This window comes from Prauserella shujinwangii, assembly GCF_003001955.1.
Taxonomy (GTDB): Bacteria; Actinomycetota; Actinomycetes; order Mycobacteriales; family Pseudonocardiaceae; genus Qaidamihabitans; species Qaidamihabitans shujinwangii.
On sequence record NZ_PVNH01000011.1, the window covers coordinates 268,582 to 289,526 of the forward strand.

Genomic DNA, 20,945 nt, shown 5'->3' on the forward strand with positions numbered 1-20,945 from the left:
GACGGTCTTGGGTCCCTCAGCGGAGGCCGAGGGCCCGCTGGGCGAAGTACACCTCGATGGCGGTCTGCTTGATGGTCTCCGCGATGACGAGCGAGCCGTGGCCCGCGTCGTACCGGTAGAACTCGTACGGCACGTCGCGGGCGGCGAGCCGCCGCAGGTAGTTCTCGATCTGGCGGATCGGGCAGCGCGGGTCGTTGTCCCCGGCGAGCACGAGCACCGGTGCCTTCACCGCGTCGACGTACGTGATCGGCGAGCAGTCCCGGTAGACGGCGGGCACGTCGTCCGGTGACCCGCCGAACAGCGCCCGGTCGAACGAGCGCAGCTGCTCCATCTCGTCCTCGTACGCGGCAACGTAGTCGGCGACGGGCACCGCGGCGATCCCGGCCGCCCACCGGTCCGGCTGCGTGCCCAGCGCCAGCAGGGTGAGGTAGCCACCCCACGACGCGCCGGTCACCACGCACCGCTCCGGTTCGGCGAGCCCGCTGGTCACCGCCCAGTCGTGCACGGCGGCGACGTCCTCGAGTTCGGTGAGGCCGGGCCGCCCCTCGATGGCGTCGCGCCACGCGGAGCCGTAGCCCGTCGAGCCGCGGTAGTTGACCTCGACCACGGCGAACCCGGCGTCGGCCCACACGGCACGGTAGGCCGAGAACCGGTCCTCGTCGGCGGCGTGCGGGCCGCCGTGCAGCAGGAACACCGTCGGTACCGGTCCCTCGACGCCCTGCGGCCGCGTCACCAGCGCGTGCACCCGGCCGCCGGGGCCCTCGGCATGGGCGTCCGTCACCGGCAGCGACTCGGGGGCGCGCTCGCCGGGCGGCTCCAGCAGCACGCGGTCGGTGCCGTCGGTGCCGCGGGCCCGGATGACGGGTGGCTGCGCGGCGTTCGACCACGAGTACTCGATCGTGCCCTCCGGCCGCACCCCGGCTCCGCCGATCCGGCCGGGCGGGGTGTCCAGCGACGTCAGCTCGCCGGAGGACAGGTCGTAGCGGTGCAGGGAGCTGCGTGCCTCGTGGAAGTGCACCACGAGCAGCGCGTTCGCCTCGGGGTACCAGTCGGCGACGACCTCACCGGGCAGGTCGAGCCTCAGCTCGGTCTCGGTGTCCGCCTCGACGTCCCAGATCAGCAGCTCCTCGCGGCCGTGCCGTTCGTGCAGCACGAGCAGCCGGGAGTCGCCGTGCCGGGGGGAGAAGGCGAGCGCCGCGAGGCCCTTGCCCTCGCCGTCCCACTTCTCGGCGACCGTGCCGAAGCCGTCGCACGCGAGCACCCGCACGGCGGGGTGCCGGGAGTCGCCGTGCTCGGAGTGGGAGATCGCCAGCAGGCGTTCGTCCCTGGACAGCGCCGCGACGCCGGCGTCGTGCTCGCTCGCGTAGAACCGCGTGGTCTCGCCGTCCCGGTGCGCGTACAGGGCGCTGCCGTCGTCGGTGGACACGCCGACGGCGACGACCTGGTGCCCGATCTCCAGACCGGCCGGGTAGCCGTCCGGCACCTCGGGGACGGCCGGTGCCGCCGCGGTGCCGGACCCCGCGGGGAACGGCTCCCGCACCCAGGAGCCGAACTCGTCGCCGTCGGTGTCGTCGAACCACCAGATCCACCGGCCGTCAGGCGAGAGCGTGGCGTGCAGGGTGCCGTTCGGCCGGTCGGTGACCTGCCGGTGGCTGTCGGCGGCCCGGTCCCAGGCGTAGACCTCCCAGACGCCGCTGGCGTTGGAGACGTAGAGGTTCGCGTCGGGAGCGTCGATGGCCCAGTCGGGCACCGACATGCGGGGCGCGTGGAACCGCGCACGCCAGCGGGTTTCGGCTGCCGCGTCGGTGAACAGCTCGTCGGGGACCTTGGCCTCGGGGTGCGGAGCGGCTTCCTGTGTGGTCACCCCTCGATCCTGCCAGGTCCGTAGGGTTAGGGGTGTGCTGGAGGGTTACGCGCCGGAGGCTGCGGGCTTCGTGCTGCCGTTGCTGAGATCCGGGATGCGGGTGCTCGACGTCGGCTGCCAAGGGGGAACGGCGACCCTGAGCCTCGGCACGGCCGTGCACCCCGTCCATGCCGTCGGCGTCGACCGCGACCACGGGCGGCTCGCCGCCGCGCGGCAGTCGGCCCGCCGCGCCGCGGTGTCTACTGTGGATTTCCTTGCGGCGGCACCGCACGCCCTGCCGCTGCCACCGGGTTCGGTCGACCTCGCGTTCTCGCACGCCTTGCTGGAGTCGGTGTCCTCGCCGCTGGAGGTGCTCGCGGAGCTGGCCAGGGTGTTGCGGCCGGGTGGCACGCTCGCACTGTCCACGGCGGACTGGAGCAGGGCGAAGCTGCGGCCGAAGACGGCCAACGTGGACGCGGCCCTGCGCGGGGCGTACCTGCTGCAGCGCAGGGCGGGCGGGAACCCGTTCGCGGGCAGGCACGTGGCCGACTGGGTGGAGCGGGCCGGGTTCCGCGACGTGCGGGTGCGGGCCCGGTTCCACGCCGCGGTCGGCTACCGGGAGCTGGCGCACCGGGTCGAGGAGCGGCTGGCGGCGGCGGTGCAGGCGCCGGAGGGAGAGCGCGATCAGCAGCTGGCGAGCGCGGCTCGCTCCGCGTGGATGTGGGTGCGCGGCGGGGGCGGTGACTTCAGCCAGTGCTGGGTCGAGGTGCTGGCCCGTCGTGAGTGACGAACGTGGTGAGCACCACGGGGAACGCGCACGAGCCCAGTCAGCAGGAAGGGCCCTGCCCGCGGATCCGCGAGCAGGGCCCTTCCTGGCATTCCGTCGGGGTGGCGGGATTTGAACCCACGACCTCCTCGACCCGAACGAGGCACGCTACCAAGCTGCGCCACACCCCGAGGTCTTCCTTAACGGGTCGGGGAACAGTCTAACGGACGTCGCTGTGGGTCCTGCGAAGGGCCCCTCGCTGGCGCGGCACTCGCGAGCCGCGCGGCACCAGCGTCAGCAGCGTGGCCTCCGGCGGGCAGGCGAACCGGACGGGCGCGTACGGCGACGTGCCCAGCCCGGCGGACACGTGCAGCCACATGTCGGAGCCCCAGCGCGAGACGCCCCTGGCACGGGAGCGGTCCAGCGCGCAGTTGGTGACCAGCGCGCCGATGCCGGGTATCCGCAGCTGGCCGCCGTGGGTGTGGCCCGCGAGCACGAGGTCGTAGCCGTCGGCGGCGAACGGGTCGAGCACCCGCGGCTCGGGCGAGTGGGTGACGCCGATCCGCAGCGCCGCGTTCGCGTCGGCCTTGCCGGAGATGTCGGAGTACCGGTCGCGGCGCAGGTGCGGGTCGTCGACCCCGGCCGCGAAGACGAGCTGGTCGCCGACCGTGATCCGGCGCCGGACGTGGGTCAGGTCGTGCCAGCCGTGCTCGATGAACGCCGCCCGCAGGTCCCGCCAGGGCAGCCGGTGGCCGAGGATCCGCTTCTTCCGGCCCTGGGGCATCAGGTAGCGCGCGGGGTTCTTCGGCTTCGGTGCGTAGTAGTCGTTGCTGCCGAAGACGAACACGCCGGGCCGGTCGAGCAGCGGGCCGAGCGCCCGGAGCACGGCGGGCACCGCACGCGGGTGGGCCAGGTTGTCTCCCGTGTTCACCACCAGGTCGGGCTCCAGCCGGTCGAGCGCGGCGACCCAGCGCTGCTTGGACGCCTGGCCGGGGAGCATGTGCAGGTCGGAGATGTGCAGCAGCCGGATCGGACGCGCGCATTCGAGGAGTACCGGCACTTCCGCGGTCCGCAGGGTCCAGTGCCGCCGTTCGATCCCGGTGGCATAACCGATCGCGGCGGTGCCGAGCGCGGCTGTCCCCAACACGAGGCGTTTCATCGTCATCCTCAGGAGTTACCTCCACTACCCAGCGTACGCAGACGGTGAGCGCCCCGTGGCGATTCCGGCGGGCATTGCCAAATCGTGTCCTGATGTCACTCTTTCGAGTGAGTGGAATCCAGGTGGCACTCGCAGGAGAGTACGGGATCCCGCCGACACGCCGTCCCGGGCTCGTGAGTGAGGAACGTGGTTAGAACCACGTTCCTCACTCACGAGCCCGGGACGTGCGGTTTCGGCAGGTCAGCCGTTCATGCGCTCGTACTGGGGGTCGGCCGGGGGCAGCGGCCTGGCCGGCTCACCCGCCATGATGTTCTTCATCGCCCCGAACCAGGTGCGGGCCGGTGTCTTACCACCGAACATGTTGCCCTCGCCGCACGTGTAGACGTTGCCGGGGCCGCCGTCGCAGAGGCCGCCCGAGCCGCCCTTCGGCCGGAAGACCTGCGCGGCGCCGGCCAGTTGCGGGGTCGCCCCGACGAACGTGGCCGAGCCGTTGGCCTGGGTGGTCCCGGTCTTGCCGATCATCGGCCGGTCCCAGCCCACGCCCGCGGCCGCCGCGTGCGCGGTGCCGCCCGGCTCGTGGTCCTTGCTCATGCCCACCGCGAGCGTGTTGGCGAGGCCCTCCGGCACCGCCTGCTCACACGGTGCCTCCTTGATCGGCACCGGGTTGCCCTCCCGGTCGACGACATGCTTGATCGGCGTCGGCGGGCACCACGTGCCCCCGCTCATGATCGTCGCCGCGACGTTGGCCAGTTCCAGCCCGCTCAGCGGGGCGGGGCCGAGGGTGAACGAGCCGTTGCCCGGATAGTTGGGCTTCGGACCGAAGTGCTTGAGCTGGCTGACGGTCCGCCCCGGGTCGTCGGAGTCGGGGTCGACCGGCCCGCCGTACAGGTTGCTCGCCATGGTCTCGCGCATGCCGAGCTTGCTCGCCATGTTGACCACCGGCCCCATGCCTGCCCGCTCCTCCAGGATGACGAACGCCGTGTTCGGCGAGGTCTGCAGCGCCGTCTGCAGCGTCATCTCCGGCGGGTAGGTGTCGCTGGCGTTGCCAAGGCAGTACAGGTTCGAGGTTCCGTCAGCGGTGTTGGGGCACCGGTCGGCGCCGCCGATGAAGACGTTGGACACGTGGAAGCTCGGGGACGGGATCGTGTCGTAGATCCCGACGACCCGCTGCTGCATCGCGGCGGCCGCGGTGAAGATCTTGTAGCTCGACCCCGCGCCGCCGGTGTTGTAGACGCCGGAGGGCAGGGCGTAGAACGTCTCGCCCTGTTCGGGGTCGGGGCCGTAGTCGCGGTTGGCGGCCAGCGCGACCACCTCGTGCCGGTCCTTGCCGGGGCGGACGAGCGACAGCGTGTTGGCGACGTTGTCCGCGGTCTGCGAGACCTGCTGCTCGGCGGACGCCTTCGCCTGGTGGTTGGCGGCGCGGTCCATCGTCGTGCGGATGGTGTACCCGCCGGTGTACAGGTCGTCCTTGTCCATGCCGTGTTCGAGGAGGTAGTCCTCGACGTACTGGCAGAAGAACCCGTGCTCGGGCCCCGCGCCGACGCAGTTCGACGCCGGCTTGTTCGGACCCTCCGGGTTCACGCCGAGCGGCGCCTTCTTGAGCTGTTCGGCGTCCTCCTTCGAGAGCTTGCGGTTCTCGACCATCTTGTCGAACACGAAGTTGCGCCGCTCGGTGGCCTTCTCCGGGTGGTTCCACGGGTCGTACTGCGTCGGGTTGTTGACCATCCCCGCCAGCAGCGCGCCCTGCGCCACGGACAGCTTGTCCGGGGTCGTGTTGAAGTAGGCCTGCGCGGCCGCGCCCACGCCGAACACCCGCCGGGAGAACTCGACGACGTTGAGGTAGCCCGCGAGGATCTGCTCCTTGCTCATCTTCGTCTCGAGCTGGATCGCGATCCGCGCTTCCTTGAGCTTGCGCGCGATGGTCTGTTCCTGCGCCTTCTGCTGGCCGACCTCGTCGTTCCGGTAGATGACGTTGATCAGGTAGTTCTTCACGTACTGCTGGGTCAGCGTGGAGGCGCCCTGCGTGTCCCCGCCGGTGGTGTTGCTGATGGCGGCGCGGATCGTGCCCTTCCAGTCGACGCCGTGGTGGTCGTAGAAGCGGCGGTCCTCGACCGAGATCAGCGCCCACTTCATCGCGTCGGAGATCTGGTCGGGCGCGGTCGGGATGCGGTACTGGTCGTACAGCGTGGCGATCGGCTTGCCGTCCTGGTCGGTGACCGTGGTCACCAGCGGCGGCGGCACGTCCGCCAGTTCCGACGACATCGACTCGACCGTGTCGCTCGCCTGGTTGGAGACCACCCCGGCGGCACCGACGACGGGGAAGAGGATTCCGGCGACGAGCACCCCCGCCAGCAGGCAGAGGCCGAGCATCTTGAACAGACCGTCCCGCTTACGCACGAGAGCCAGGGTACGCGGGTGGCCGGAGGTCGCACGGCCCCTGGTGGGGGACGGGTATCAGGTAACAAAACGTCGCCGGGGGGTTGGCGGACGGAACCGTTGACGCCTACAGTCCGTCAACATCTCACGAGAACAGCCGACAGGCGGGCGGGCCAGCTGTTATGGGCCTCCCGCGTGGCGGCGGCGGTGCCTGGGGAGGCGCCGTGACGGAGGGACGTGAGCACAGGGAGAGACCTGCTCGCGGGGGGCGAGGCGCGTGCTTCGTTCCCTGCCTGCTGGTCGTGACAGGGCAGGAGCTGGGGGTATGGAAACCAACCAGTCTGACTGGCGGGTCAAAGCCTACTGCCGGGACACCGATCCCGACGGGCTTTTCGTACGAGGAGCGGAACAGAACAAGGCCAAGCTCGTGTGCATGGGCTGCCCCGTGCGGACCGAATGCCTCGCCGAGGCGCTCGACAACCGGATCGACTTCGGGGTCTGGGGTGGCATGACCGAGCGGGAGCGCAGGGCGCTGCTGCGACGCCGTCGCGACGTGGTGAGCTGGCGGGACCTGCTGGAGTCGGCCAAGCGCAACTACGAGCCCGCCGAGCGGGTCTCGTGATCGGTTGACCCGGCGAGCCGGTCGCCGATGTCCCGCAGCCCGGCGATGTCGTGCACATCGCTGGGCAGCGCGGGGACCCGCACCACGGGCACGGTCGGGTGCGCGCGGGTGAACCGGGCGAGCAGCCGCTCCTCGCGTTCGGCCAGCGCCACCCGGTCGGCGTGCAGGCGCAACACGGCCGTCGCGAGCGGGGCGGCCGTGCCCCCGCGCTCCAGGGACTCGGCGGCCGCCAGCGCGTCGATCGCCGACAGGTCGGCGAGCACGGGATGCGTTCGGTTGGCGACCAGCCCGGACAGCGGCATCGACTCCTCGGAAAGCCGTTCCACGAAGTAGCTGGCTTCGCGGAGCGCGTCCGGCTCGGGCGCGGCGACCACGAGGAACGACGTGCCCTGCGAGCGGAGCAGCTCCGCCGTCTTCGTGGCCCGCTCCCGGAAGCCGCCGAAGGTCGAGTCGAAGGCCTGCATGAACGCCGAGGCGTCGGCGAGCAGCTGCCCGCCGAGGATCGTCGAGACGGCCTTCGCGAACATCGAGAAGCCCGCGCTGACGACCTTGCGCAGGCCCCAGCCGCCCGCCCTGGCCGGGCTGGTCAGCAGGCGGATCATCCGGCCGTCGAGCGCGCTGGACAGCCGGGTCGGGGCGTCGAGGAAATCCAGCGCCGAGCGGCTCGGCGGGGTGTCGACGACGATCAGGTCCCACTCGCCGGTGGCGGCGAGCTGGCCCAGCTTCTCCATCGCCATGTACTCCTGCGTGCCGGAGAACGACGTGGAGATCGTCTGGTAGAAGCGGTTGGCGAGCAGTTGCTCGGCGCGCTCGGGCCCGGCGTGCACCCGCACCATGTCGTCGAAGGTGCGCCGCATGTCGAGCATCATCGCCCACAGCTCACCCTTCGGCTCGAAGCCGGCGACGCTGACCTTGCGCGGGTGGTTGCCGAGCTCCCGCAGGCCCAGTGCCTGGGCGAGCCTGCGGGCCGGGTCGATGGTCAGGACCACCGTCTGCCTGCCCCGTTCGGCCGCGCGCAGAGCCAGCGCGGCGGCCGTGGTGGTCTTGCCCACCCCGCCCGAACCGCAGCACACGACGACCCTGGTCTCCGGATCGTCGATCAGCTCGTCGACGTCGAGGACCCTCGGCTCCGCGCTCATCGGACCCCCTGCTCGACGAGCGACTCGGCGAGTTCGTACAGCGCGGCCACGTCGACGCCTCCGGTGCTCTCGGGAAGTTCCAGGGTCGGCAGGTCGGCCTCGGCGAGCTGGTCCCTGGAGCGCTGCTCGGCCGCGACCCGGATGGCGTGCTCGACGGTCTCCTCGACCAGCGCGTCGAGGGTCGTCTCCGGCAGTTGCAGCCCGGCCGCGGCGAGCCCGGCGCGCACCCGGGAGGCGTCGACCCGGCCGTCGGCCGCCGCGGTCACCGACCGCGCGGGCAGGCGCGGCGGGCGCACCCGGTTCACCAGCACGGCTCCGGGCCGCAGGTCGGCGCCGTCGAGCTCGGCGACCGCCTCCAGGGTCTCGCGCACCGGCATCTCCTCCAGCAACGTCACCAGGTGGATGGCCGTCTCGCCCGAGTGCAGCAACCGCACCACGCCCTCGGCCTGCCCCCGGATGGGCCCGGTCTTGGCCAGGTCGGTCAGGGCCCTGGTCACGTCGAGGAACTTCACCACGCGGCCGGTCGGCGGGGCGTCCACGACGACGGCGTCGTAGACGTGCCTTCCGCCGGACTCGGTGCGGCCGACGCACTCCTTGATCTTGCCGGTGAGCAGGACGTCGCGCAGTCCGGGCGCGAGCGTGGTGGCGAACTCGATCGCGCCCATGCGGCGCAGCGTCCGCCCCGCGAAACCGAGGTTGTAGAACATCTCGAAGTACTCGAGCAGCGCCGCCTCGACGTCGATGTGCAGCGCCCTGACCTCACCACCGCCGGGCGCGGCCGCGATGCGCTGCTCGGCGTAGGGCAGTGGTTCGGTGTCGAAGACCTGGGCGAAGCCCTGCCTGCCCTCGACCTCGATGAGCAGGACCCGCCTTCCCCCGCTGGCCAGTGCCAGGCCCAGCGACGCGGCGAGGGTGGTCTTGCCGGTGCCGCCCTTCCCGGTGACGAAATGGAGCCGGGTGCGGGCGAGTTCATCGGTCCAGCCAGCCAGCGTGGTCACGTTCGCAGCGTAAGCCACCCGGGTCGACCGGCCGGTACGTGCACGGCTCCCCACTGTGGCATTCGGTGCGCTCGACGCACCCGGTGCGGCATTCGGTGCGTTCAGCGCCACCAAAGCCACATTGGGGAACCGCGTTGCCAGGCCCGCGTCAGTCGTTAGGGTGTGCCGCATGAGTGCCACGAAGTGGGAGTACGCCACGGTTCCGCTGCTGATCCACGCCACGAAGCAGATCCTCGACCAGTGGGGCGAGGACGGTTGGGAGCTCGTCACGGTGCTGCCCAACCCGAGCGGGGAGCAGCACGTCGCCTACCTCAAGCGACCGAAGGGCTGAGGTCATGGCTGTGACCGAGCCGACGGGGGCGCCGGAGCCGGGGCGCTGGAGCGCGCGGCTGGTCGAACTCGGCATCGAGCTGCCCGGGGTGGCCGCGCCGGTCGCCTCCTACGTCCCCGCGGTGCGTACGGGCCCGCACGTCTACACCTCCGGCCAGCTCCCGTTCGTCTCCGGCTCGCTCGCCGCGACCGGCAAGGTCGGCGGTGAGGTGAGCCCGGAGGAGGCCAAGCGGCACGCGCGCACGGCCACCCTGAACGCGCTCGCCGCCGTGCACGACCTCGTCGGGATCGACCAGGTCCGCCGGGTGGTCAAGGTGACCGGCTACGTGGCCTCCAGCGAGGGGTTCACCGGGCAGCCCGCCGTCCTCAACGGCGCTTCGGAGCTGCTCGGCGAGGTCTTCGGGGACGCGGGTGCGCACGCGCGGGCCGCGGTCGGCGTGGCGGAGCTGCCGTTGGGGTCCCCGGTCGAGGTCGAGCTGATCGTGGAGGTGGCCTGATGGACCCGGACATCGAGTACTCGTGCCACGAGTTGCTGCTGCGGCTGGCCGGCAGGTTGCCGGACTCGCTGCTGTGGCGCTTCCGGGACTGGCTGGGCGAGGGGGCGATGGCGACGATCGCCCGCACCCTGCCGAAGGCTTTGCTGAAGCACAGGATTGACCTGGACCAGGTGGAGTATCGCCTGCTGGTCGCGGGTCTGATCCCGCACGGCGCCGACTGGCACCAGGTGAGTTCGACGCTGGGGGTAGACGCCCCGGCCGATAACCGGTACACATTCGTTACGGGTGCACCCGATTGGGTGAACTCTGTCGACTCGGTGTCCGTGGTGATTCACGCAACGTTGCGCGGTCGCCCGGACGTGGGAGAGGTACGGGAGAGCTGGCGGCACGGTCGTGACTCAGCGGAACAGGACGCCAAGCGGGTCCTGCTGATCACGGCGACCTCCGGGCTGCCGCGCCTCACGGGGGAGCTGCAGCGTGTGCTCCGTGTGCTGGGGGACGAGGCACCCGGCGTCGAGGTGCTGCCGCAGCAGATCGACCTCCCCGAGTACCACCGGGCGGCCCTCGCGAACTCCAGGTTCGTGTGCGTGGGTGCCGTGGACGCCGGTCACCACAGACTCGTACCCGCGTAGAGCTCGCTGCCGGCGGCGGGCTGGAGGGAGTAGCGCGCGATGGTGGAAGTCCACGACGGCCTGCCGAAAGACGGATTCGCGGTGCCGTTGCGGCTGCACAACGTCCTCCTCGCCATGGCGGGCCGGCTCGACGACACCGCGCTGACCGAGTCGAGAGAGCTCGTCGCCCGGTCGCACCTCGACGACTCGATCGAACTGGCCGCGGGTGCGCTGATCGCGGGCCGGATCATGGTGCGGCCCGCCGAACAGCGCGAGATCGCGCTCGTGCTGGAGATGAGCCGGTCGGACGCGACGCTCGCCGACCAGCTCACCGTCGGGGACGCCGTTCCCGGCTACACCCACCGCTTCAGCAGCGAGAACGAGCCCGAGCGCGGCGTGGCCGAGGCCCTCGACCGCACGCTCCAGGTGCTTCCCGACCTGCGCTCGGTGCACGCCGTCTGGCGCAACACGCCCGCGGGCAGCGTGCCGGGGCCGTTGCCGCAGCGCGTCGTGCTCGTGGAGATCGGCCCGGAGGGGCATCCGCCCGCGGTCGCGTTCCGCGTGGACACCGCCCTGCGCAGGGCGGGCATCCGGGCGGTCGTGGAGGTGACGGGACCCGGTGCCGAGCGCACCGACTACCACGAGGCGGCGCTGGCCGCCGCCACGCCCGTGTGGCTCGCCTCCGCGCAGCCCGACGGCGGTGCGGGCGGTGGCTCGCACGCGCTGCGGGCGGTGAGCGGCTCGTCCGCGCCGCACGCCGTCGCCGAGCTGCCGAGCGCGGGCGCGCACGCCGTCCGGGAGGACCCGGCCGAGCCCGTACCGGAACCCGTGCCCGAGCCGCGGCCGGAGACGGTGGCGGAGGCGGCTCCTGAGGCCGACCACGAGGACCGCACGGCGAGCACCACGGAGATGACCGGCGACGAGGTCGCGCAGCTGCGGGCGGCACTCGCCGAGGACCCGGAGAAGGGCCGCATGATCGCCGGTGCCACCAGCATCCGTTCGGACGACATCGTCGAGCTGCCTGAGCTCGACCTGGACGACCCCCAGCTTTCGGAGCGCGACCGGCAGCTGCTGCGTGAGCTGCACGCCGAACTCGCGGAGCGGGAGCGGGCCGAGGCGGCCAGGTCGCGGATGAACGGTGTGACCCGGGGTGGCGACCAGCGCTGGTCGGACGGGTTCGCCGGCGCCTGAGCACCCGGCCGCGGCAGGTATGTTGCGGTACGTGCCACAGAACTTTCACGTACCGCTGACGTCCGTGTTGTCGATGCCCGCGGATCCCCCGGAGCGTCCGGCGGCGCCGAAGGATGCCGCGACGGTGATGCTGCTGCGGGACGCCGAGGACGCAGGCGGCGTCGAGGTCTTCCTCCAGCGCCGGGTCGCCGGAATGGCGTTCGCGGGCGGGATGACCGTCTTCCCCGGCGGCGGCGTGGACAAGCGGGACGCCGACACCTCGGTGCGCTGGGCCGGGCCGCCACCCGCCGCGTGGGCCGAGTGGTTCTCCTGCCCCGAGTCGCTCGCCCGCGCGCTCGTCTGCGCGGCGGTGCGGGAGACCTTCGAGGAGTCGGGCGTCCTGCTCGCGGGCACCGACTCGGCCGTGGTCACCGACACCGCGCGCTACGCCGCCGAGCGGGCGGCGCTGGAGTCGAGGGAGCTCTCGCTGGCCGGTTTCCTCGCCGCCGCGGGGCTGACGCTGCGGGCGGACCTGCTGCGGCCGTGGGCGAACTGGGTGACCCCGGAACAGGAGCCCCGACGCTACGACGCTCGCTTCTTCGTGGCCGCGTTGCCCGCGGGGCAGCGGGCCGACGGGGACACCAGCGAGGCGGAGTCGTCGGGCTGGCGCCGCCCCGCCGAGGCGATCGCGGACGCGGAGGCCGGGCACAGCATGCTGATGCCGCCGACGTGGAGCATCCTGGCGGAACTCGACCGATGTGCGTCGGTCGCCGACGCGCTCGCGCGGGAGCGGCAGCCGATCCGCAAGGTCACGCCCCGCCTCGTGCGGGACGGCGACCAGGTCCGGGTGGAGGTGGAGTCGTGACGCACCCCGCGTACGGAGAGCTGCGTGCGGTGTCGGACGCCGCCTCGGTGCTGCTGGAGAACAACCCGTCGACGATGACGCTGGAGGGCACCAACACGTGGGTGCTCGGCGCGCCGGGGGCGACGGGCCGGGTCGTGGTGGACCCCGGCTACGAGGACTCCGAACACCTGGACCGGCTCGCCGCGGTCGGCGACGTGGAGCTCGTCCTGCTGACCCACCACCATCCCGATCACGCCGAGGGCGCGCCCGCGTTCGCCGAGCGGGTCGGCGCGCCCGTGCGGGCGCTCGACCCCGCGCTGTGCGTGGGCGCCGGTGCCTTCGACCACGACGACGTGATCTCCGTGGCCGGGCTCGAGCTGCACGTGCTGCACACCCCGGGGCACACCCGGGACTCGGTCACGCTGCGCTTCGACCACGCCGGGCGGACCCACGTGCTCACCGGCGACACGATCCTGGGGCGGGGCACGACCGTGCTGACCGATCTCGGTGACTACCTGTCCTCGCTGCGGCTGCTGCGGGAGCTGCCCCCGGGGTCGCTCGGCCTGCCGGGGCACGGACCCGAGCTGGCCGACCTGGCGGCGACGGCGCGGGCGTACTCCGAGCATCGCGAGCAGCGGCTCGACCAGGTGCGGGCCGCGCTGCGGCGGCTCGGCCCCGGCGCGACGGCGCGGCAGATCGTGGAGGTCGTCTACGCCGACGTGGACCGTGCCCTGTGGGCACCCGCGGAGGCCAGCGTCGAGGCCCAGCTGGCCTACCTCCGCGCCCAGGGAGGCTGAGACCGCTACGTTCAGCCGACGAGGGCTGGGGTGGGTGCGGGGGCAGGGTGGATGGTGCGGCGCAGCAGGAAGACCACACCCGAGATCACCGCCGCGCAGGCACCCGCGACGAGGAACGACAGTTCCGGCCCGCTGTGCTCCACCAGGTAGCCGCTCACGGACTGGCCCAGCGCGAGGCCGAGGGTGATCGCGGTGATGACCCAGCCGAACGCCTCGGCGGCCGTGCCCTCGGGTGCGACGAGCTCGATCGTCGTCGAGTGGGTCGACGACTGCGGTGTGATGAGGGCTCCGGCGGCGAGCATCGCGACAGCGAGGCCCCACAGTGTGGACGGCAGCGCCAGCAGCGCCACCAACCCGCCGAACAGCGCGAGCAGCGCGGGTAGCCGCAGTGCCATGCGCCGGGGCCACGGCCGCAGGCTGTAGGCCACCCCGAAGCCGACGGAGCTGACCGACCACAGCGACAGCAGCAGGCCGCCGACCGCGAGCTTGCCCGCCTCGGCGGCCGCGGCGGGCACGGCCACCTCCACGAAGCCGATCACCATGCCGAAGCCCAGCGCCGCGATGGCGAGCGTGCGCATACCGGGGCTGGCCAGCGCCCCGAGCAGTCGCCTGCGGCTCGGGCCGGCGGCACCCCACGCGCGCACGGCGGGGCTGAGCGCGAACAGCACCGACCCGCCCACCATGCAGGCCGCGCCGACGAGCACGCCGGTGCCCGGCCACGGCGCCGTGATGAGCAGGCCGGAGAGCCCCGGTCCCAGGATGAAGAACGCCTCCATGCTGATCGCCTCGTAGGAGAACGCGGCGTTGCGGGCGGGTCCAGCAGGCAGCAGGCGGCCCCACAACGCCCGTGAGGCGGCGCCCGTCATCGGCTCGCTCAGGCCGATCCCCGCGGCGAGAACCACGAGCAGCGCCGTGGGGGCCCGCAGCTCGATCGAGACGACGAGTGCCGCCATGATCACGCTGAACACCGCCGCCACGGCCAGCAGCGGGCGCGTCGGGCCGAACCGGTCGATGAGTCTGCCCTGCGCGACCGAGCCGACCGACACCCCGGCCAGCGTGCTCGCCGACACCAGGCCGGCGATCGCGAACGAGCCGGTGCGCAGCTGCACGTACAGCAGCACGGACATGCCGACCATGGCGATCGGCAGCCGCGCGAACAGGGAGGCCACCATGGGCCTGCGGGAGCCGGGTGCGCTCAGCGCGACGCGGTAGTCGGCGAGGCTCGTGCGGCCGTGCGCCGTGGATGCTGCGGACTCAGACTGGGACACGCGTACCAGTATGCCTCGGACTGGTACGCATGTACCAGTTATTTTCGGTGAATCCGACAACTCGGACGGGTGTGGAACACCCCCGATTGGGTATTCCGATCTCAGTTGGATAACGGAGTGCCGATTCCGGGCAACAAACCGGGGCTCCAGGCGTCTTGAAGAGTGAACGGCCTTGAGTTGGGGGGTAGGGGCCGTGCGATGGTTGAACAACCACAAAGACTCCCTCCGGGATTCGGGTCGGGGCCTAAACCGGAGGGCGGGGAGCGCGGACTGTCGGGGGATGGTCCGCGCAACGGTAAGGGGCCGGTGCGCCACGTCGGGGGTGGCGCCCGGCCCCTTGCCCTGTCTTGACTCGTCTGATCGGGTGTAACTCGTTCTAGCGAGCTCGGCGGGCCAGCCGCTCGGGGTCGAGGATCAGCACGCTCTTGCCTTCCAGGCGCAGCCAGCCACGGTGCGCGAAGTCGGCGAGCGCCTTGTTGACGGTCTCCCGCGACGCGCCGACGTACTGCGCGATCTCCTCCTGGGTCAGGTCGTGCGTGACCCGCAGCAGGCCGGCCTCCTGGCTGCCGAAGCGCTGGGCGAGCTGCAGCAACGCCCTGGCCACGCGGCCCGGGACGTCGGTGAAGATCAGCTCGGCCACCATGTTGTTGGTCCGGCGGAGCCTGCGGGCCACCACCCGCAGCAACTGCTCGGCGATCTCCGGCCGGGTGGAGATCCACTGCCGCAGCGCGGGGCGGTCCATCGTCACCGCGCTGACCTCGGTGACCGTGGTCGCCGTCGACGTGCGCGGGCCGGGGTCGAAGATCGAGAGCTCGCCGAACATGTCGGACGGGCCCATGATCTGGAACAGGTTCTCGCGGCCGTCCGCGGACTTCCGTCCGATCTTCACCTTGCCGGACTTGATGATGTAGAGCTTGTCGCCCGGTTCACCCTCATGGAAGATCACGTGGCCCCGTGGGAACTCGACGGTCTCCAGGGTCTGGGCAAGCGCCTCAGCCGCTGCCGGTTCCACACCCTGGAAAATGCCCGCGCGGGCCAGGGTCTCGTCCACCTCGTGCCTCCTTCGAGAAGCGACTGGTCCTCCCGCGGAGGAGCGTGTCGCCGATCACTACGTGCAGTGTAGGGCGTGCCCCAGAGATCGCTCCGTGGCTCGCCGCGGTAGCCGGGATGGTCCCCAGGCGGGTGACGGCCTCCGGTCTCTTACCGCGTTCGCCCTGATACTGCCCGTGAGAGCGTCACCAGGAGTGATCTCGTCCGACCGAACAGCCTAACCGGTGTCTCGGATCCGTGTGCCGACGGATGGCGCCCGCGGTTCCGGCGCGTCAGCCGCGTACGCGCCGGGGGCGCAGCTTGGTGGCCCGCCCACCGAGTCTGCGGATGCGGAACAGCTCCAGCGCGCGGCCGATGCCGTGCCCGTAGAGCGCGCGCACCTCGTTCGGCTGAGCCTGCTCGAGGAACTCCTCGACCTCCTCGCCGCGGACCGCGACGTGCTTGAGCCGGTTCTCCACGCGCTCCATGAACAGCGCGAAGAGCATCACCACGAGCGGGACCGCGATAACGAACCAGACTGTCATAACCGCATGGACTCCAAGATCTTGCTCATGGCAGCTCGATCTACGCGCCACGGTGGTGGTCGCTCGACCTTAGCGAAGCACGTGCCCTCATGGTCGGAGGGCGCACGTAGGCTAGCGAGGTGTCGTCAGCCGTCGGTAAGGCCCCCCGGAAGGGTCGTACGTTCGCCGAAGAGAGCCGGTTGTCCTTGGTGAGACGCGCACGTCGGATGAAACGTTGCCTCGACGAGGCCTATCCAAACGCGCATTGCGAGCTGGACTTCAGCACACCGCTCGACCTCCTCGTCGCCGTCATCCTGTCCGCGCAATGCACCGACCAGCGCGTCAACGAGGTCACCCCCGCGCTGTTCGCCCGCTACCCCACCGCGGCCGACTACGCGGGTGCCGACCGCACCGAGCTGGAGGAGCTGATCCGGCCCACCGGCTTCTACCGGAACAAGGCCACCTCCCTGATGGGACTCGGCGCGGCCCTCGTGGAGCGGCACGACGGTGAGGTGCCCGGCACCCTGGCCGAGCTGGTGAAGCTGCCCGGTGTCGGGCGCAAGACCGCCAACGTCGTCCTTGGCGAGGCGTTCGGTGTGCCGGGGATCACTGTGGACACCCACTTCGGCAGGCTGGTCCGCCGCTGGCGCTGGACGTTGGAGGAGGACCCGGTCAAGGTCGAGCACGAGGTCGGCGAGCTGATCCCGCGCAAGGAGTGGACGATGCTCTCCCACCGCGTGATCTTCCACGGCAGGCGGGTCTGCCACGCGCGCAAGCCGGCCTGCGGGGCGTGCCCGCTCGCCCGCGACTGCCCGTCCTACGGGGCCGGGCCCACCGACTTCGACGCCGCGGCCAAGCTCGTGAAGGGGCCGGAGCGGGAGCACCTGCTCGCCCTGGCGAAGGGCGCGGGGGAGGGGACGGCGCGACGTTGACCACGCCGGTGAAGTGGGCGCTCGCGGCGGGAGTGCTGGCGCTCGCCCTCCTGGTCGCGTTCCTGCCGAGGGACAACGGCGGGCCGCCCGCCGAGGACCTCGGCCCCGCCCGCGCGGCCGCCGCGCTCCAGCCGTGCCCGGACGTCGGCGGCGGACAGGTCGCGCAGCTGGCGGGCGTGTCGGCGCGGTGCCTCGCCGACGGCCGGACCGTCGACCTCGGCGCCGCCCTCGCGGGAGAGCCGACGCTGGTCAACGTCTGGGCGACATGGTGCGAGCCGTGCCGGGAGGAGCTGCCCGTGCTCGCCGAGTACGCGCGGCGGCCCGACGCCGTGCGGGTGCTCACCGTGCAGGTCGCCAGCGACGAGCGGGCGGGCCTCGAACTGCTCACCGAGCTCGGCGTTCACCTCCCCGGCGTCTACGACGGCGAGGGCACCGACGGGCCGGTGAGCAGGGCGCTGAAGCTGCCCCGGGTGCTGCCCGCCTCCTACCTGGTGACCGCGGACGGGACGGTGGAGTTCATCGACGCCCCCCGCCTGCTCACGTCCGTCGATCAGGTCCGCGAGGCCGTCGAGCGGGGGAGCGCCGTGCCGTGACGGAGTCTTCCGGTCCCCTGGTGCATCCGGACGACGTGCCGGACTGGCTGCGCAGGCTCGTCGAGATCAGCGGCGAGCTGGACGCGCGGACGTTCACCCGGTTCACGCCGCCGTCCGGCACTTCGACGCGGCCGGCTTCGGTGCTGGTGCTGTTCGGCGACGACGAACGCGGGCCGGACGTGCTGTTGTTGCGCCGGGCCGACACGCTCGGCTCGCATGCGGGGCAGGTGGCGTTCCCCGGCGGCGGCGTCGACGAGCACGACGAGGGGCCGGTGCACACCGCGCTCCGGGAGGCCGAGGAGGAGACCGGGGTCGATCCCTCCGGGGTGCGGCCGGTCGCCGTGCTGCCCGAGCTCTACGTGCCCGTGTCCGGGTTCGCGGTGACCCCGGTGCTCGCCCACTGGCACGAGCCTTCGCCGGTGCACGCCGTCGACCCGGGCGAGACGGCGGCGGTCGCCCGCGTTCCGCTCGCCGACCTCGCCGACCCGGCCAACCGGTTCCACGTGCGCAGGCCCGGTGGCGGCTGGAAGGGACCGGCCTTCGAGGTCGAGGGCCTGTTCGTCTGGGGTTTCACGGCGGGCCTGCTCTCGGTTCTGCTCACTCTCGGTGGCTGGGAGCGGGACTGGGATCACACGGATGTACGGGATCTTGACGTAGCGTTGGCCGAACACGAAGCCCGTACCGGCCGGCGCAGTCGGCACAGCGCGAGCTAGGGAGAGACGTGAACTGGGTCGACGTGCTGGTGGTGCTGGTGGCCTTGCTCGCCGCGGTCTCCGGTGCCCGGCAGGGGGTGGCCATCGCGCTGCCCGCGTTCCTCGGCGTCGTCGGCGGCGCGATCGTGGGTATCCAGGTGGCGCCCTTCGTGATCGACTTCTTCGACAACCCGGCGGCGCGGGTGGCGTTCGCGGTGGCCACCGTCGTGTTCCTCGTGGCGCTCGGCGAGACGCTGGGTGTGTGGGTCGGCAACAAGATCAGGCGCCGGATCTCCTCGCCGAAGCTGTCCGGGGTGGACAGCACGCTCGGCGCCGTCGTACAGGGTGCCGTGGTGTTCGTGGTCGCGTGGCTCATCGCGCTGCCGCTGACCAGCGTGGCGGCCCTGCCCGGCCTCGCCAGGGCGATCAACGACTCGACCGTGCTCGGCGGTGTCAACACGGTGATGCCCGAGGCGGCGGAGGGCCTGCCCGCGGATCTGCGCAAGCTGCTCGACGAGTCGGGCTTCCCCTCCATCGTGGCCCCGTTCCAGGACGCCCCGATCAACGAGATCGAGCCGCCGGATCCGGCCCTGCAGAACAGCCAGGTGGTGCGGCAGCTTCGCGACAGCGTGCTCAAGATCCGGGGGGTCGCGCCCTCCTGTTCGCGGTCGCTGGAGGGCAGCGGTTTCGTGGTGGCCCCGCAGCGCGTGATGACCAACGCGCACGTCGTGGCGGGCACCGAGGAGGTCGCGGTGGAGACACCCGGGGGCACCGAGCGCGCGCGGGTGGTGCACTACGACCCGGCCACCGACGTGGCGGTCCTCGCGGTGCCCGGTCTCGACGCGCCGGTGCTGCGCCTGGCGCAGCAGGACGCGGAGGCCGGCGACGACGCGATCGTGCTCGGCTACCCGCTCGACGGCCCGTACACCGCGACTCCCGCCCGGGTGCGCCAGCGGATCAACCTGCAGGGGCCCGACATCTACGACGCCAACACGGTGCAGCGGGACGTCTTCACCGTGCGCGGCCAGGTGCGCAGCGGCAACTCGGGCGGGCCGATGGTCGATCCGGGCGGGCAGGTGCTCGGGGTCGTGTTCGGCGCGTCCGTCGAGGACCCGGACACCGGTTTCGTCCTCACCGCCGACGAGGTGCGGCCCGAGGTGCAGGCGGCGCCGAACATGACCTCGGCGGTGAGCACCGGCGCCTGCACCTCGTGAGCGGACCGCCTGCGGCACTCACGAGCCGGCGCCGCGCAGGAACGACACGAGGGCCCGGTTGGTCTCCGCCGGGGCCTCCAGGTGCGGGTAGTGGCCGACGCCGGGCAACGTCTCGAACACCGAGCGCGGGCCGAGCCACGGCGCGGACTCGCGTGCCGTCTCCAGCAGCACGCACGGGTCCTCGGCGCCGTGCAGCTGCAGGACCGGCACCCGCAGGCGCGCGTCGACGGCGTCGGTGAACCGCCTGCCCTCGCCCCGGAACTGGGTCCGGAAAGCCCACCGGTAGTACTCCAGCGCGCTGTGGGCGACGCCAGGGACGAGCATCGCCCTGCGGAAGACCCCGGCCGTCTCGGCGAAGTCGGCGCTGTCCCGCCAGCCCGGCCCCGACCAGTCGTGCAGCAGCCTGCCGACCGCCGCCGCGTCGTCCCTGGTGAGCGCGCGCTCCGGGAGGAGAGGCAGCTGGAAGCGGAACAGGTGCGCCAGCGCCCTCGCCTGGTTGCGCGACCTGCCCCGCAGGGCCGTTCTCGTGATCGCCGAGCGCAGCGCCAGCGGGTGAGCACCGCCGAGCACGCTCACCGAGTCCACGACGCGCGGGTGCAGCGCGGCGGCCGTCCACGCGAGGAGGCCGCCCCAGGCGTGCCCGACGAGATGTGCCCTCCGTTCGCCGAGCGCGCGGACGAGCCCGGCCACGTCGCCCGCGAGCGTCCAGCCGTCGTAACCCCGGGGCGGCTTGTCGGAGTCGCCGTACCCGCGCAGGTCCGCGGCCAGGACCCGGAACCCCGCGTCGGCCAGTGCCCGCAGCTGGTGCCGCCACGCCCACCAGAACTCGGCGAAGCCGTGCAGCAGCAGCACCGCGGGCCCGGACCCCACCTCCGCGACGTGCAGCCGGATCCCGTTCGCGGACACGTCGTGATGCGTCCACGGACCGTCGATCCGGACGGTCGAGGGATCAGGCCGCGGCAACGCGATCCGTCCCGCCGCGAGTCAGCGCGGGTCCGGTGACGGGGCGCCGGGAGCCGGGTGCGCCTGGTCCTCCTGGGTCCGGCGCGGCCTCAGCGCGGCGGCCGTCTCCCTGATGCTGTCGATCGAGCGCTGCGGAGCCCGCACCTTCTTCCACTTCCGGTACCCGAGCAGGCCGAGCACCGCGGCCAGCGCCAGCATCAGTCCGAAGACGATGAGGAACGCCGCCCACCGCTGGAGCCACTCGGAGAGAAGCTCGCCGAGGAAGAAGAAAAAGAAGAACGAGCTGTAGAGCGCGACGACGGCGGCGATGGCGAAGAAGACACTGCCCTTGGCGGCCTTCTTGGCCTCGCTCACGGTCTCCGACTTGACGAGCTCGACCTCGGCCCGGAACAGCGTCGACAGGTGCTGCGTGGCGTCCTTCACCAGCGCACCGACCGACTGGCCGTTCACCTCGCCATAGCCGTCGTCCTCGGACAGCGGGAGGTAGGGCACGGTCCCCACGCCGTCGGGGTCGTTGCGTTCGTGCTTGGGGCTGCTCACGGGGGTCATCGTGCCATGTGCCGCCTCGGCGGGCTCGG

At 72.1% G+C, this 20,945-nt stretch carries 22 protein-coding genes and 1 tRNA gene; 12 read left to right on the forward strand and 11 right to left on the reverse strand.

Going from position 1 to position 20,945, the window contains the following annotated elements; genetic code table 11:
* Positions 1-16 precede the first annotated feature (16 nt).
* Positions 17-1,864 (reverse strand): prolyl oligopeptidase family serine peptidase, encoded by a 1,848-nt coding sequence (locus B0I33_RS25465; protein WP_106181399.1) that lies wholly within the window; start codon positions 1,862-1,864, stop codon positions 17-19.
* A gap of 34 nt (positions 1,865-1,898) precedes the next feature.
* Between B0I33_RS25465 and B0I33_RS25470 the strand changes: the two genes are divergently transcribed.
* A complete protein-coding gene (locus B0I33_RS25470; RefSeq protein ID WP_106181400.1) occupies positions 1,899-2,630 on the forward strand; it encodes a class I SAM-dependent methyltransferase in 732 nt (243 codons plus the stop codon).
* Between the two features lie 96 nt (positions 2,631-2,726).
* Here the strand turns inward: B0I33_RS25470 and B0I33_RS25475 are convergent.
* The 3 genes from B0I33_RS25475 to B0I33_RS25485 all read right to left on the reverse strand — a co-directional run bounded on the left by B0I33_RS25475 (position 2,727) and on the right by B0I33_RS25485 (position 6,165).
* Positions 2,727-2,800: transfer RNA gene (locus B0I33_RS25475), tRNA-Pro, on the reverse strand.
* Positions 2,801-2,829: 29 nt separating this feature from the next.
* Positions 2,830-3,768 carry a metallophosphoesterase gene (locus B0I33_RS25480; protein WP_106181456.1) on the reverse strand — a complete coding sequence of 313 codons (939 nt, stop codon included), beginning with the start codon at positions 3,766-3,768 and terminating at the stop codon, positions 2,830-2,832.
* Positions 3,769-4,008: 240 nt separating this feature from the next.
* Positions 4,009-6,165 carry a transglycosylase domain-containing protein gene (locus B0I33_RS25485; protein WP_106181401.1) on the reverse strand — a complete coding sequence of 719 codons (2,157 nt, stop codon included), beginning with the start codon at positions 6,163-6,165 and terminating at the stop codon, positions 4,009-4,011.
* Between the two features lie 304 nt (positions 6,166-6,469).
* Between B0I33_RS25485 and B0I33_RS25490 the strand changes: the two genes are divergently transcribed.
* Positions 6,470-6,766 carry a WhiB family transcriptional regulator gene (locus tag B0I33_RS25490; protein WP_106181402.1) on the forward strand — a complete coding sequence of 99 codons (297 nt, stop codon included), beginning with the start codon at positions 6,470-6,472 and terminating at the stop codon, positions 6,764-6,766.
* On the opposite strand, the gene bagB is transcribed toward B0I33_RS25490, so the two are convergent.
* Together bagB and bagA are read right to left on the reverse strand one after the other, a co-directional pair.
* Positions 6,739-7,905: an ATPase BagB gene (gene bagB / locus B0I33_RS25495; protein ID WP_106181403.1), complete on the reverse strand. Its 1,167-nt coding sequence runs from the start codon at positions 7,903-7,905 to the stop codon at positions 6,739-6,741. The two genes, B0I33_RS25490 and bagB, sit on opposite strands and share 28 nt — an antisense overlap.
* Positions 7,902-8,903: an ATPase BagA gene (gene bagA / locus B0I33_RS25500; protein ID WP_106181404.1), complete on the reverse strand. Its 1,002-nt coding sequence runs from the start codon at positions 8,901-8,903 to the stop codon at positions 7,902-7,904. Before bagA ends, bagB begins: the two co-directional genes overlap by 4 nt.
* A gap of 169 nt (positions 8,904-9,072) precedes the next feature.
* On the opposite strand from bagA, the gene sp36 reads away from it, so the two are divergent.
* From sp36 to B0I33_RS25530, 6 genes are all read left to right on the forward strand, one after another.
* Positions 9,073-9,234, forward strand: a complete 162-nt coding sequence (gene sp36, locus B0I33_RS25505; protein WP_003068074.1) for a Sp36 family protein — start codon at positions 9,073-9,075, stop codon at positions 9,232-9,234.
* 10 nt (positions 9,235-9,244) lie between these two features.
* Positions 9,245-9,730 (forward strand): RidA family protein, encoded by a 486-nt coding sequence (locus B0I33_RS25510; protein ID WP_245901052.1) that lies wholly within the window; start codon positions 9,245-9,247, stop codon positions 9,728-9,730.
* Positions 9,730-10,362 carry a hypothetical protein gene (locus B0I33_RS25515; protein WP_106181406.1) on the forward strand — a complete coding sequence of 211 codons (633 nt, stop codon included), beginning with the start codon at positions 9,730-9,732 and terminating at the stop codon, positions 10,360-10,362. The genes B0I33_RS25510 and B0I33_RS25515 overlap by 1 nt, the downstream gene beginning before the upstream one ends.
* Before the next feature lie 39 nt (positions 10,363-10,401).
* A complete protein-coding gene (locus tag B0I33_RS25520; RefSeq protein ID WP_106181407.1) occupies positions 10,402-11,532 on the forward strand; it encodes a hypothetical protein in 1,131 nt (376 codons plus the stop codon).
* A gap of 73 nt (positions 11,533-11,605) precedes the next feature.
* A complete protein-coding gene (locus B0I33_RS25525) occupies positions 11,606-12,376 on the forward strand; it encodes an NUDIX hydrolase (protein ID WP_245901066.1) in 771 nt (256 codons plus the stop codon).
* Positions 12,373-13,152 carry an MBL fold metallo-hydrolase gene (locus tag B0I33_RS25530; protein ID WP_106181409.1) on the forward strand — a complete coding sequence of 260 codons (780 nt, stop codon included), beginning with the start codon at positions 12,373-12,375 and terminating at the stop codon, positions 13,150-13,152. The genes B0I33_RS25525 and B0I33_RS25530 overlap by 4 nt, the downstream gene beginning before the upstream one ends.
* An 11-nt stretch (positions 13,153-13,163) precedes the next feature.
* On the opposite strand, the gene B0I33_RS25535 is transcribed toward B0I33_RS25530, so the two are convergent.
* The 3 genes from B0I33_RS25535 to B0I33_RS25545 all read right to left on the reverse strand — a co-directional run bounded on the left by B0I33_RS25535 (position 13,164) and on the right by B0I33_RS25545 (position 15,994).
* A complete protein-coding gene (locus tag B0I33_RS25535; RefSeq protein ID WP_245901054.1) occupies positions 13,164-14,420 on the reverse strand; it encodes an MFS transporter in 1,257 nt (418 codons plus the stop codon).
* Between the two features lie 376 nt (positions 14,421-14,796).
* Positions 14,797-15,471, reverse strand: coding sequence for a Crp/Fnr family transcriptional regulator (locus B0I33_RS25540; RefSeq protein WP_106181411.1), 675 nt, complete (start codon positions 15,469-15,471; stop codon positions 14,797-14,799).
* A gap of 271 nt (positions 15,472-15,742) precedes the next feature.
* Positions 15,743-15,994: a hypothetical protein gene (locus B0I33_RS25545; RefSeq protein ID WP_106181412.1), complete on the reverse strand. Its 252-nt coding sequence runs from the start codon at positions 15,992-15,994 to the stop codon at positions 15,743-15,745.
* 119 nt (positions 15,995-16,113) lie between these two features.
* Here B0I33_RS25545 and nth point away from each other — a divergent pair, with 119 nt between their 5' ends.
* The 4 genes from nth to B0I33_RS25565 are packed head-to-tail and all read left to right on the forward strand — an operon-like array spanning position 16,114 to position 19,404.
* Positions 16,114-16,905 (forward strand): endonuclease III, encoded by a 792-nt coding sequence (gene nth, locus B0I33_RS25550; RefSeq protein ID WP_181193448.1) that lies wholly within the window; start codon positions 16,114-16,116, stop codon positions 16,903-16,905.
* Complete coding sequence (locus tag B0I33_RS25555; protein ID WP_106181414.1) at positions 16,902-17,498, forward strand: TlpA family protein disulfide reductase; 597 nt, start codon at positions 16,902-16,904, stop codon at positions 17,496-17,498. Before nth ends, B0I33_RS25555 begins: the two co-directional genes overlap by 4 nt.
* A complete protein-coding gene (locus B0I33_RS25560; RefSeq protein WP_106181415.1) occupies positions 17,495-18,211 on the forward strand; it encodes an NUDIX hydrolase in 717 nt (238 codons plus the stop codon). The genes B0I33_RS25555 and B0I33_RS25560 overlap by 4 nt, the downstream gene beginning before the upstream one ends.
* Before the next feature lie 8 nt (positions 18,212-18,219).
* Complete coding sequence (locus B0I33_RS25565) at positions 18,220-19,404, forward strand: MarP family serine protease (RefSeq protein ID WP_106181416.1); 1,185 nt, start codon at positions 18,220-18,222, stop codon at positions 19,402-19,404.
* A gap of 18 nt (positions 19,405-19,422) precedes the next feature.
* Here B0I33_RS25565 and B0I33_RS25570 read toward each other — a convergent pair whose 3' ends face one another.
* Both B0I33_RS25570 and B0I33_RS25575 read right to left on the reverse strand, forming a co-directional pair.
* Positions 19,423-20,367 carry an alpha/beta fold hydrolase gene (locus B0I33_RS25570; RefSeq protein WP_106181417.1) on the reverse strand — a complete coding sequence of 315 codons (945 nt, stop codon included), beginning with the start codon at positions 20,365-20,367 and terminating at the stop codon, positions 19,423-19,425.
* A gap of 21 nt (positions 20,368-20,388) precedes the next feature.
* Entirely contained in the window at positions 20,389-20,916 is a 528-nt protein-coding gene (locus tag B0I33_RS25575; protein WP_181193449.1) for a phage holin family protein, read from the reverse strand.
* Between the last annotated feature and the right edge of the window lie 29 nt (positions 20,917-20,945).